This is a genomic window from Mycoplasma yeatsii GM274B (genome assembly GCF_000875755.1).
Taxonomy (GTDB): domain Bacteria; phylum Bacillota_I; class Bacilli_A; order Mycoplasmatales; family Mycoplasmataceae; genus Mycoplasma; species Mycoplasma yeatsii.
In genome coordinates, this window is record NZ_CP007520.1 from 374,977 (window position 1) to 389,066 (window position 14,090).

The window sequence follows — 14,090 nt, forward strand, 5'->3', positions numbered from 1 at the left end:
ACGATGTTGAAATTTAATAACAAATCAGAATTAAAAAAGATAACTTCAATTCAAGATTTTATAAACTATACTCTAGATTTTGCTAAAAAAAATGATAACACTATTTCATCAGAAGATGTACAACAAACATTTACAAATATTTTTCCTAACGCAAGTGATAATGAGTATGAAAAACTATTAGAATTATTCCAAAGCAAAGGAATTGTTTTTAGTGATTTATTAGAAGATGAAGAAGAGTTAGATTTAGAATTAAATGATATTGATGAAGAGTATGAAGAAGAAGATCTAGATAACGATGATGAAGAATTAATGACTCGTTTTCAAAGTGCTAAAAAAGATGCACTAAGAGGTAAAAAAACAGCCAGAACTTCAACTCATATGAAGTATAGAGTAGGTGGAATTAGTAACGAAACTAAGATCCAAGATATCATTAAAACTTACTTTTACAAAATTGGACAAGCTCCTATTTTAACTAAAGAACAAGAAATAACTTATGCGAAAATGATTAATTCATCTGATCCTGAAGAAGTTAAAGAAGGAAGAGATAAACTAATTGAATCTAACTTAAAATTAGTTATTTCAGTTGCCAGAAAACACTTAAACCGTGGATTAGATTTTGCTGATTTAATTGAAGAAGGAAACATCGGTTTAATGAAAGCTGTTGATAAATTTGAATACGAAAAAGGATTTAAATTCTCAACTTATGCAACTTGATGAATTCGTCAAGCAATAACTCGTGCTATTGCTGATCAAGCAAGAACAATCCGTATTCCAGTTCACATGGTTGAAACAATTAACAAATTAGCAAGAGTTGAAAGACAATTAACTCAAGAATTAGGTCGTGAACCAAATGCAGAAGAAATTGCTAATAAAATTGGTGAAGGGATGACAGCTGAAAAAGTTGTTGAAATTAAGAAAATATCAATTGAACCAGTAAGTTTAGAAAAACCTTTTGGTGATGAAGATGATACTCATTTTGGTGATTTTGTTGAAGATAAAGACATGGTTTCACCAAGTGAATATACTGAAAAAGAAGTATTAAAAGAAGTGTTAGAAAAAACATTTGAAGATATGCCACCAAGAGAAGAAAAAGTTATTAGAATGCGTTATGGAATTGCCCCAACTAAATTAAGAACTTTATTAAGATTAGCTGAAGAATGTAACGATCCTGAATTTCAAAAATTAAAAGAAACTGTTGAAGAATTAGATATTCATCTAGACACTCCTATTCAAAAAGTTAGAACATTTAAAAATAAAGTTATTAACACAGCTTTAAGTAAATATGATTCACCAAAAACTTTAGAAGAAGTTGGAAAAGAATTATCTGTTACAAGAGAAAGAATTAGACAAATAGAAGCTAAAACTATTAGAAGATTCAAACAACCTTCATCAAGTAATAAATCAGGTAGAACTTTAAAAGAATTCTATAAAGGTTAATTATGATTAGTAAGAGATTAAAATCTGTTTCTTTATTAATTGATAATGCTAATGTAGTTGCTGATATTGGAACTGATCATGCATATTTACCAATTTATTTAGTTAAAAATAATAAAGCTAAAAAAGTTTATGCTTGTGATTTAAATAAAAAACCACTTCAATCAGCAAAAGAAAATATTTCAAAATTTGGTTTTGATAGCCAAATTTTTACAATTTTAAGTAACGGACTAGAATTTGTATCAAATGAATCAATTGAAAATATTGATATAGTTACTATCTGTGGATTAGGTTCTCAAACTATTTTAGATATATTATCAAAAGATCATAAAAAAATTTCAAAATATATAATTTGTTCTAATACTCAAATTTCTCAAATTAGAAAATGAACAGTTGATAAAGATTTTAAAATAACACATGAACAATTTGTTATTGATGACAAACATTGTTATTGAATTGCTGTAGTTGATAAAAATTTAAAATCAGATTTAAAAGATGATCAATACATTAGATTTGGTGATAAATCATTTTTTATAAAAGATCAAGAATATATAAATTTCTTAAAAAGTGAATCAAACAATTTAAAACGTATTTTAAAACAAATTGATGCTTCAAATCCAAGAAGTCAAGAAATACAAGCTCAAATAGATGAAATAGGAGAATATATAAATGTTATTAGTTAATATAACAAAATATTTAGATAAAAAATTCAATCCTAAAAAAGCAAGTGATTGAGATAATGTTGGTTTTCAAATCTTTAATAAAAAAGCTTTAGATGTAAATTTTAATGTAAATAAAGTTTTAATTTGTTTAGATCTAACTAATGATTGTTTAGAATATGCTTTAAAAAATAATGTTAATTTAATAATCTCAAGACATCCTTTTATTTTTGCAGAACTAAAACAAGAAAAACAAAATCCTATTAAAAAAGAAATGATTAAAAAACTAACTAAAAATAACATTGTTGTATTTTCTATTCACACAAATTATGATGCTAGTTCAAATCAAAATTTAACTGAAATTATTAATAAAGAAATTGAAATAAAAAAATACAAAAAATATGGTTATGAAAATGAATCTAATATTTTTTATCTTAAAAAAGAAATTAAAATTGAAGATCTAATTCAATCATTAGCAAAAATATTTAATTCGGAATCAGTTAGATTTAATTCAAATATTGATTTAAATTCAAAAACAAATCAAATCTATATCACAACTGGATCTGGAGCTTCTACTATGGTGTATAACGCATTAAAAAATTGTGTTTTTATAACAGGTGAAGTAAAATGAAATGAGTGAATATATGCAAATGATAATAATGTTTGTTTAATTGAACTAGGTCATTATATGGAAAATTATTTTGTTGATGATATTAAAGATAAATTAGCTAATAAATTTAATGATCTTGAAATTTTAACTTATGATATAAACAACCAATTTATTACTAGAAAGAAGGTGTAATTATGAAATTTACAGATTTTGGATTCAAAAAATATATTAATGATACTTTAGAGCAAATTGAGTTTATTTATCCAACTTCTATTCAACAAAAAGTAATTCCATTATTTAAAAAATATCAAAACGTAATTGCTTTAGCTCATACTGGAACAGGTAAAACTCATAGTTTTTTATTACCTATATTAAATAATTTAGATTTAACTGTTTCTAGAGAAAAAAGTTATGTTCAAGCTGTAATAGTTACACCAACTAGAGAATTAGCAAAACAAATTTATGAAAATGTAAGAGTTTTTTCTAAAAACAATCCTGATTTAAGTTGTAGTATGTTTATTGGTGGAGATGATATTAATAAAAGCATTGAACAACTAGAAAAAGTTCAGCCTCAAATTGTAGTAGGAACACCAACTAGATTAAAAGAATTATATGATCAAAACAAATTAAGATTAACTACTGCTAAATATGTAGTTATTGATGAATGTGATATGATTTTTGATCTAGGGTTTATTGAAGATGTAGATTATTTAATGTCAAAAATTAATAACAATCCTACAATCGGAATTTTTAGTGCAACAATAAGTGAACAATTAAAAATATTTGCTAAAAAATATGTACAAAATGCTAGTTTTATTGATGATTCAAACAATAAATTATCGTCAAATAATGTAAAACATATTTTAATTGATACTAAAAATCGTGAAACTGAAGAAAGCTTAACTAAAATTATTAACTCTATAAATCCGTTTTTATGTTTAATCTTTGTTAATCAAAAAGAAGAAGTTAAAAATATTGTAAATATATTAAGAAAAAATAATATTACTAGAGTTGGTGAAATTCACGGTGATCTTCAACCAAGAACTAGAATGGCTATGCTTAAAAAAATTAAAAATCATGAATACAATTATGTTGTTGCAACTGATGTAGCTAGTCGTGGAGTTGATATAGAAGGTGTAAGTCATGTTATTTCTATAGATCTACCAAAAGATTTAAGTTATTACATCCACAGATCAGGAAGAACTGGAAGAAATAAATTAACTGGTATAAGTTATGTTATTTTTAATGCTAAAAACAAAGATAAAATTGATGAATTAACTAAAAAAGGAATTGAATTTGAAATTCAAAAATTAATAGATAATCAACTAGTTGATATTACAGTTAGAAAACAAGTTAAAAAAACTACTTATAAAGAATTAGATCCTGAATCTAAAAAAATCATAAGTAAATATCAAAATAAAAAAGTTAAACCAGGATATAGAAAAAAAAGAAAACAAGAATTAGAAAAAATTAAAAGCAAAATCAGACGTAAACATATTAAAGAAAGCATTGAAAAAATTAAAAAAGAAAAATATAAGAAAAGAAGACAAGAATTATTTGATTAATCAAATAATTCTTATTTTATAATTTATAATATATTACATTGAAAGCTAAATTTACAATGCATATAATGTATTAAAAAGGGGAGCGTATGCAAAGAATAATTTATTCTCAAACTGAAGAAAAAATTAATATGTCAGTTGATGAAATTAATCAATTAAAACAAACAGAAATATACGAAAAAATCTATAAAAAGAATTTTGAAAAAGAAAAAAGATCAATAAAAAATAGAACATATTTTAGAAGAAATTTTTGAAAAGATATTTTAGTTATAACACTAGCGAGTCTTTTAACTACTATTTCAATAGATTATTTTATTTCTTCAACTGGAGATGCTGGGTTATTTCCTGGTGGTCTATCTAGTTTTGCTCGTTTTTTTGCTATTACTACAGCTAATTTAATTAAAGGTGATCAAGCTAGTAATGTTTTAAATTCATCAAGTTTATTTTTCATATATTTATTTTTAATTAATTTCCCTTTATTTATTTTTGGATTTATAAAAGTAGGGTTGAAATTTACTTTAACTTCTATTTTATACATTTTTTTAAGTTTATCTTGAGATCAAATTTTAAACATGATTCCTGTTGTTAATCCACGAGAATTTCATGTAATTTCTAACTACAAATTAATTGCTTCAATTCCAGGAGAATGAACTTCAACTATTTGAATGTTTGTATTTTCAGTTATTGGTGGAGCTTTTTTAGGAGCTAGTTATTCATTAACTTATACAGTAGGTTCTTCAACTGCTGGAACTGATTTTATTAGTTATTATGTTTCTAAAAAATATAATAGACAAATTGGTGCTATTAATATGAAAATTAATTTCATCATCCTAGCTCTTGTGGTTGTTTTAAACACAATTAATTTATCAGTTGAACTAATTGATCCAGACATGAAATTATCAACAATAAGAGTTTTAAGTAATGAAAAATTTCAAAATTTATACCAAAAAGCACTTGAAAGCCAAAAGTTTAGCGAAACCGTAGGAAGCACTTTATATTTACCAAAAGGTTGATTAGCATCGAATCCTATTGATTGAACAAAAGAAGAAATTGCCAGAGTAATTGCATCTAATGCTAAGTTTACAGATTATGATTCTTCATTAATTTGAACAATTAAATTTAAATTTATTTTCGGCCCTTCATTATTTGCTTCAGGTATAGTGATGATTATTCAAGGAATTGTTATTGATAAAATATATCCAAAAAATAAAATAATTACAATTTTAATAAATACTTCAAAACCTGAACAAGTAAAAGATTGTTTATTTGAATTAGGATATAGAAATGATATTAATATTATCGAAAATAAAACTGTAAGAAAAAATTCGGCATTAGTAAAACAAAGTGTTGTTATGATTTCAATTAGTTTGGTTGATTGAAAAACATTAGAAGAAGAAGTTATTCAAACTGATACTAATATGAATATTTCATTTATCAAAACTATGAAAGTAAAAGGACAGTTTAATTATTCGTTAGATAATGAGAAATTTGAAATGACTTTATACAGAAAAGTTATTGAAAATAAAAAAATAGTTAAAAAAATTGAACATGATTCAATTGTTATGACTAAAAATAAAATTCTAAAAGATTCAAAAACTAGAAATATAAAAAAATTCAATGCTTAAAACATTTTCTAAAATGCTATAATATGTATGTGTTTTTCTTTAATTTATAAAAACAATTTTAATTAATAAAAATAATAAATAAGTAGAGAGGTGAAAGATGTGAAAAAAAGAGCATTTAATATAAAACAAATATTACGTCTATCATCTATATTTTTACTTTTAGCATCTTTAGTTAGTGGTATTGGAGTTTCAACATACAAAGTTGTTGAAAATATTAGTCCTGGTTCAAAATTCTCAAAAGGATTTGAAGCCATGGTTGGGGTTTTTGATAAATCTAAAAAACCAGATAACGACAAAGGGTTACCTAACGGAATTTCATCTGAAGCCGCTAAAGCTATAGAACAAAAATTATCACCTTTTTCTAACACTTCAGTTGAAATAGAACAAAGTGGTAAATCACGTGTTTTAGTTAAAGCACCAAAAGCTAATTATAATAACAGTCAAGCACTTTTTAAAGAATCTATAGAACGTGTTGGTGGATTGTTCATTTTAGATAAAGATTATAAAGATCTTCTTTTTAATGATGAAATAATGAAAAAAGCTGGTGTGGATGGAGTTTATAACGACACAAACACATCACAAACACCTATTAAAAATAAATTATCAATTGATGAGTTTTTAGGTAAAGCTAGAGACGAATCTTTACAACCTGGTGATACTCAAACAAGAAATGCTCCATTTGTTACTTTTGAGATCAAAGAAGATTACTTAAAAAAATTACTAGGTGTATCAGGAGATAATAAAGATAATAAAAATAATACTCCAACAGAAATGACAATGATAACTTCAATGGGTAGCGTATTATCTAGATTAAGAAGTTATTATGTTCATATTGATCAATCAGAATCAAATGCAAACAAAAACAAATTTTTAAACGTTTATTTAAATGAAATAATTAAACAAGTAAGACAATGAATTTCATCAAATGGTGCACAAAATTCAGAAACTGCTAATGCATTAATAGATTTATTTGCTATTAATTATAAAATCAAAAATAATACTGGTGAATGAGTAAATGCTAAAGCTAGTTTAGTAGGAAAAGACATCAAAAAATGATGAAAAAGTGATTCTGAAGGTGGAATTGATGATCTTGTAGATTTAAAACACGTTTTATATGGTCAAAATGATTTAAGAAATGTAACTAACGTTGCTCAAGATTATGAATTTGAATTTATAAATTCAACAAATAAATATTTATATGATTCAAACTCTAAAGCAGATGATTTTAATGATGTTGAAAAAGATGGAAAAGGAAAAGGAAAATATTTCGGTCAAATTCAAGCTACATCTGGTGTGCGTTCATTAAGTGGGACTTCTACAATTGGTCCATACTATAAAGTTGCTAGTGAAATCATTTCTGTAATGATGAAAGAAGTTTTATTCAGACAAACAACAATTGCCGGTGGAAGTACTGTAGTTAATAAAAACTTAAAACAAGATCTTTTTAGAGATCAAGTTTTATTAAATAATAAACAAATTAGTGCTCAACAAAATCAAAGAATTAGTTCTAGAGTTCCAGCACTTGTTACTGATAAACAAAGTAGTGCAACTAAACTTTACATTCCTGTTGCTAACTATACAATGTCAACACAAATTGTTTCTGATATTGTTCAAACCACTTTAGGATATGAATTTAAAGTTCTATCAATAGAAGAAAATGATGAAGAAATAACTCCAGTAATGTTGTATGTAACAATAGTGTTCTTAGCAATTCTATCGTTAGCTGTAATGATATTTATGGTATTTGCATATAGATTATTAGGATTATTTGCAATTATAATTGCAGCAATTTCTGGCTCTTTAACACTGTTATTACCTATTGTGTTTTCTATCACAGTTGGCCCAGAAATACTAACTCTATTATTTATTAGTGTTGGACTTGTATTAGATACTTGTATTATTTATTTTGAAGCATTCAAGAAAAATATTCACGCTGAAAAACGATCTCCTGAATCATCATTTAACATTAGTAATAAAGATACTTTAACAATCTTATTAGATGCATCATTTATTATATTAATTCCTAACATTTTATTATTCATTTTAGGAAGTGGTGCTTTAAAAAGTATAGCTACAATTGGAGTTATTAGTATATTATTTGTAATTGTATTTGCAATTATTACTTTACGTATATTAACTTGATTATCAATAAAAGCTAAATTATTTACTAATTATCCTTGATTATTACCTTTCAACACTCAAAGAAACTATGAATCAAGTTTATTAAATGATATTAGAGTAAGTTATTACAATTCTAAGATTGAAAACTTAAACTCAAAAGAAAAATTAACTGCTAAAGATTTAGCTAAATTAAAACAAGCCAAAGATAAATATAATTTCTACAAAGATCTTGAACAAAAAATCATTGCACAAAGAAAAGATAAAAAACTTAAAAAAGATGCAATTCAAATTTCAACTATTAATCAAAAAATTGCAAAAATTGTTAAAAGAACTAAAAATAATAAATTCTTTAGTTTCTTTGCAAAATCAAGAATTAAAGATTTAGAAATTAAAAGAGATCTAATCTTAGCTGAATTAAATACTCAATCAACAAAAGAAGAATTATCAACTTTAAAAAATAGATCAAACCAGAGAAAAATATTTAATGTAAATAAAATCTTTTCTATATTCTTTATGATCTTTATGATTTTAGGAATAAGTTTAGGATTCTCAGTTGGTCCAAACTATAACGTAAGTTTTGGAAATAGCGTTTCAGTTACAATGTATGGAAACCAAATTGATGATATTTACAACAGGCTTGATTCTATTTTCTTACAATATCAAAGTACTGAAACTAGCAACGGTAATGTTAACCGTGCAAACAGAATCAGACAAATGGGTAAAGTACTAGTAGATTACAAACTACAAGAAGATAATTTTATTAGTAGAACTGAATTTAATAATAGAAGTTATGATGAATTAACAAATTCAGAAAAATACAGATGATCTGCATTTGTAACTTCTGGAGTATTTAAAAAAATCTTTGATGATAGATACTTTGATTTATGAAATTCAAGAAGTTCAAGCCCATCAAGTATATACAGACTAAAACTTCAAATTGAATATGGTTCAAACTTTGTTGATGTTTTATCAAGAAGTAATGAAGCTAATGAATTACCATGAGTTTCATTCAGAATTACTAACTTAAAAGACAAAACTGTAGTTAATGTTTTTGAAAGATTCTTATATAACTTTAAAACATTTAGTGGTAATCCTGATGCAACTACACCAAGATATGATCACTCTAGAAACTCATCTGATGAAGGAATTATTAACTTAATCAACACACCATACACTTCATTTGGTCAAATTAAACAAATGGCAATTGTGTTTGGAATTGCATTAATAGCTTTATCAGTTTATATGATAATTAGATTTAAATGAACTTACTTTGTTGCTTTAGCATTATCGGTTGCTTTAACTGTATTATTAGTAGTTTCATTAGTAGTTGTTTTAAGAGTTCCTGTTGGAATTGAAATATTAGGTGCTGTATTAGCTGTTCTAAGTTTTGCTGTTATTACTTCAGTATTAATACTTGGAAAAGGTAAATCAATTATGAAATCTAAGAGCTTAAAAGCGTTTAGTGAAGTATTTGATAAAGAAGTTAATGTTTCTTCAGAAATCAGAGCTATAAAACATGAAATAAGAGAAAAATCATTAATTGTTCGTAAAGAGTTCAAAACTTTATTAAAACAAAAAGTAAATGATAAAATTCAAGAACTAGGATTTAAAAATAAAGTTCATAAACTATGATTGACTATCATTTGAAAATATAAATTTATATTTAGTAAAAAAGAAAATCAATCATATAAAGAATACAAATTAAAACAAAAAGAAATAAAATCAGTTGTAAAACAAAATAAACAACGTACTGATAAAAAATTAGATTCATTAATAAGCAACAACTCATTCTTAAAAGAAGTGTTTGTAAATGTCTTTACGTTTGGATTAAATAGAACTTTATTAGTAACAGTTATTTATATAACTTACGCATTAATTATTTCTTTATGTATGCCTTCAATTATAGGTATGGGTGTGACAATTATTATTGGTGTGTTAATTTCAACACTAGTATCACTAGTAATTGCACTACCTTTATGAATTTTATTAGAAAGAAAACGTATAATATACATTTTAGGATACAAACACTTTGTTCAAAATTATAGAGTTTCTCAAGAAGAACAAATTATTGTAGGAATTAATGACTAGAAGCAGGTATAATTTATGGATTTAAAAAAATATATTTTAGATGTTAAAGATTTCCCAAAACCAGGGATAGTATTCAAAGATATCACACCTTTATTAAATGATGCTGATGCATTTAAAAATGTAATTGATCAAATGGCTCAATTTGTAAAAGAATCTGGAGCTAATGTAGTTGTTGCTCCAGAAGCAAGAGGATTCTTATTCGCGTCAGCTGTTGCTTATGCATCAAACACTAGATTTGTGTTAGTAAGAAAACCAAATAAATTACCAAGAGAAGTTTATGATGTTGAATATGCTTTAGAGTATGGTGTTGATCATCAACAAATGCATAAAGGTGATTTAAAACCTGGTGATAAAGTAGTTATTATAGATGATGTTTTAGCTACTGGTGGAACAATGCATGCAATTATTGAATTAGTTAAATTAAACAATGCTCAGGTTGAAGGAATTTCATTCTTAATTGACTTATCTTTCTTACATGATGAAAAATTATTCTCTGAGTACAAATTACAAAAACTAATAAAATATTAAAAAGTTAGGGGAATTTGCCCCTAATTTTTTATAATAAATATATATAAGGATGTGATAATATGTCTCAAACAACAAAACAATCAGTTACAGCACTTGATTATAGAGAGATTAAAACTTGTGATGAACTATTAGATGAAGTTAAAAAATATATAAAAGATCAAAAAGAATTAGACTTAATAAAAGAAGCTTATGAATTTAGTTATCAAGCTCATATAGAACAAAAACGTAAAAATGGTGATCCATATATTTATCATCCTCTTTCTGCTGCTTATTATCTAGCTCAATGAAAAATGGGTCCTTCTACTATTATTGCTGGATTATTGCACGATGTTTTAGAAGACACTCCTGTTGAAAAAGAAATAATAATTGAAAAATTTGGTCAAGAAGTTGCTAATTTAGTTGAATCAGTTACTAAAGTTAGTTTCTTTGCAAAAGAACAACGTCAACAATTAAAATCAGTTTATTTAAGAAAACTTTATTTATCAATGGCAAAAGACATTAGAGTTATTATTATTAAAATTGCTGATAGACTTCATAATATTTTAACAATATCAAATCTAAGAGAAGAAAAACAAAAAGAAATAGCTAAAGAGACATTAGAAATTTATTCAGCTATTGCTCATAGACTTGGTATGAAAAATGCAAAATCTTTACTAGAAGATAGATCGTTTGAAATTCTAAACCCAGCTGAGTTTAAAAATATTAAAAAATTATTTGATAATGATATTTTAGAACGTCAAAAAACTATAAATAAAATTATTAATGATTTAGATGAATATTTAAGAAAAGAAAAAAATATTAAAATAATTAGCATTTTTGGTAGACCTAAAACTTTCTATTCAATTTATAGAAAAATGAATATTTTTGGAAAAAACTTTGAGCAAATTACAGATCTACTAGCAATTAGAATTATTACTAAATCTATTGATGACTGTTATAAAATTTTAGGTTTTATTCACCAGAAATATATTCCTTTAGCAGGTAAATTTAAAGACTATATTGCTACACCTAAAAACAACGTTTATCAATCACTACATACAACTTTATCTGATTCTAAAGGTCATATTTTTGAAGTTCAAATTAGAACTCAAGAAATGGATGAAATCGCTGAAACTGGAGCAGCTGCTCACTGAAGATATAAAGAAGGAGAAATTGTTGATGTTGTAAAACGTCAAAAAGATATTGATGAAAAACTAGATATCTTTAGTAGAATTTTAGATTTTGATAATGATGGTATCGAACAACATGTCCAAGAAGATGTGTTTACTTCTTCGATTTATGTATTAACTCCAAATGGAGCAGTTATTACTCTACCTTTTGGATCAACTGTTTTAGATTTTGCTTATAGAATTCATACTGAAATTGGTGAAAAAACAATTGGAGCTAGAATTGATGGAGTATTTAGTCCTATCAACACTATTTTAAAATCAGGACAAGTTGTTGAAATTAAAACTTCTCCAAAACAAGAACCAACTTATGAATGATTAAAAATCGCTGCAACTTCAAATGCAAAAAATAGAATTAAAAAATTCTTAAATAATAAATTAAATGAAGAAAGTAAAGATAAAAAAGAGCAACAACTTCAACTTATTAAAAAAGCTGAACTAAACATTAATGCTTATATTAATCAAAAAGATTGAAGATGAAAGAAAAACAGTGTAGAAGAATCAACTCAAATTGTAAAAGAAATGGGTTATGCTAATTTAAATGAATTTTTATTAGACGTTGTTAAAGGTGAATATACTACAATTGAAGCTGCTGAAAAAGTATATTTAAAACAAGATTATTCTAAAGATGATGAAGTATTTAACAGTATCAAATCTAAAGTTATTTATGATAAAAATATTAAAAATGATATTTTAGTTGATGGTATTACAAATATGAAAACAACTATTGCAAGTTGTTGTATGCCAATACCTTATGAAGAAGTAGTTGGATTTGTAACTAAAACTAATGGGATCAAAGTTCATTTAAAAGAATGTTATAGCTTAGATTGATCAACTATCAAATCAAGATTAGTTTCTGTTCAATGAAATGAAGCTGTTGTTGAACAAAGCACATATACAACAAAACTAAGATATTTTGCAGTTGAAAGAACAGGATTAATTTATGATATAAGTAAAATTTTATCTGGGTTAAAAACTTCTATTATAAATGCAAAAATTATTACTGATGAAAAAACTTTATCAGCTCAAGGAGAAATCACTGTTAAAGTTAAAGATCATAACCATCTAAATCAAATGATTCTAGCCTTAAAATCAATTCCGGGAATCAGAGAAGTAGAAAGATCTATTTCTAATAAAAAAATACAAAAAAATTAATTTATCATTTCTAAGTATATAATTAATAAAACTATAAAAAATCAAATTAAAATTTCTAAATATTAAAGGGGGTTATTATGGAAATAAAAATAAAAAATAGAGTATCAGAAAATAAAAGTAAATATAAGACATTAAAATTCTGATACTTTTTGTTATTCGGATCATTTTTACTTACTACAATACTTTTAGCTTTTATAATTTCAGTAATTAACTACTCTCTAGTCAATCAAAAAATTAATGATTTTATTTCAAAAAACGGTCACATGACTTCTGAACAGTTAAAAGATTTAATTTCTCAACAATTCAGTAATGTAAAAAAACTTTTAAATTGAAGTTCTTTATATTTAGATGATAAAGGTTTAATTAATAGAATTTCATTTAATATCTCTGAATTTGCGGTTTACTTTTTCTCATTTTTTACAACAATAACTAATATTTTAGTTGCTTTTTGATTTATATTAACTGCAATTACAATAGACAAGCAAAATAGAAAATGAAAATTCTTATCTTCTGATAGTACATTTACAATAACATTACTTATAACAGTTACATTTGTTATTTATAATTTCATTTTATTTCCAGTAAGTATTGCAACTAACAAATTTAAATTAAATCACTGAGAATTAATGCAAAATACAATTGTTCATATTATTAGTCCTTTAATAATGATTTCATCATACTTATTTTTTATCGATCATGATCAAAAATACTTTTCAGATAAAAAGAATTTATACAGAGTATGATCAATATCAGTTGCTATTTTAGTGTTATATGGTGTAATTGCAATCATCAGAGGAGCTATTGCTGTTTTTGGTGGAGCAAGTGTTGATGATGCTGCATCATTTCCTTACTTTTTTGTACAAGTATTTAATTCTAATGTTTTAGGAGTGCATGGAGTGTTTATATTCTTTGCTACAACTTTTGTTATTTGTATGATCACAATTTTATCTTCAATTATTTATTGAAAAATTATTAATAAAAGATTAGAAAGAAATCTTAATTTAGATTCAAACGAAACACAATTTGATGAATTTATTACTAAAATTAATTAATATTTAAAATTCTTTACTAAAAATAGAGAATTTTTTTATTTTTTGAACAATTTTTGAAATTTTATCCTAATACTTTAATGAACCAGATAA

General features: G+C 24.8%; 9 protein-coding genes. All 9 read left to right on the forward strand.

Annotated features, from left to right (window positions below; genetic code table 4):
- Nucleotides 1-3: 3 nt before the first annotated feature.
- Nucleotides 4-1,437, forward strand: coding sequence for a sigma-70 family RNA polymerase sigma factor (locus tag MYE_RS01595; protein ID WP_004427032.1), 1,434 nt, complete (start codon nt 4-6; stop codon nt 1,435-1,437).
- Nucleotides 1,438-1,439: 2 nt separating this feature from the next.
- A complete protein-coding gene (locus MYE_RS01600) occupies nt 1,440-2,117 on the forward strand; it encodes a tRNA (adenine(22)-N(1))-methyltransferase (RefSeq protein ID WP_042733260.1) in 678 nt (225 codons plus the stop codon).
- Nucleotides 2,104-2,895 carry a Nif3-like dinuclear metal center hexameric protein gene (locus tag MYE_RS01605; protein WP_042733261.1) on the forward strand — a complete coding sequence of 264 codons (792 nt, stop codon included), beginning with the start codon at nt 2,104-2,106 and terminating at the stop codon, nt 2,893-2,895. Before MYE_RS01600 ends, MYE_RS01605 begins: the two co-directional genes overlap by 14 nt.
- 2 nt (nt 2,896-2,897) lie before the next feature.
- Entirely contained in the window at nt 2,898-4,268 is a 1,371-nt protein-coding gene (locus MYE_RS01610; protein WP_042733262.1) for a DEAD/DEAH box helicase, read from the forward strand.
- 86 nt (nt 4,269-4,354) lie between these two features.
- A complete protein-coding gene (locus tag MYE_RS01615; RefSeq protein WP_042733263.1) occupies nt 4,355-5,890 on the forward strand; it encodes a YitT family ABC transporter in 1,536 nt (511 codons plus the stop codon).
- A gap of 99 nt (nt 5,891-5,989) precedes the next feature.
- Nucleotides 5,990-10,099: a protein translocase SecDF, variant type gene (locus MYE_RS01620; protein WP_042733264.1), complete on the forward strand. Its 4,110-nt coding sequence runs from the start codon at nt 5,990-5,992 to the stop codon at nt 10,097-10,099.
- A 15-nt stretch (nt 10,100-10,114) separates the two neighbouring features.
- Nucleotides 10,115-10,627 carry an adenine phosphoribosyltransferase gene (locus tag MYE_RS01625; RefSeq protein WP_042733265.1) on the forward strand — a complete coding sequence of 171 codons (513 nt, stop codon included), beginning with the start codon at nt 10,115-10,117 and terminating at the stop codon, nt 10,625-10,627.
- A gap of 59 nt (nt 10,628-10,686) precedes the next feature.
- Complete coding sequence (locus tag MYE_RS01630) at nt 10,687-12,948, forward strand: RelA/SpoT family protein (protein WP_042733266.1); 2,262 nt, start codon at nt 10,687-10,689, stop codon at nt 12,946-12,948.
- Between the two features lie 77 nt (nt 12,949-13,025).
- Nucleotides 13,026-14,000 carry a Pr6Pr family membrane protein gene (locus tag MYE_RS01635; protein ID WP_042733267.1) on the forward strand — a complete coding sequence of 325 codons (975 nt, stop codon included), beginning with the start codon at nt 13,026-13,028 and terminating at the stop codon, nt 13,998-14,000.
- Nucleotides 14,001-14,090: the final 90 nt, after the last annotated feature.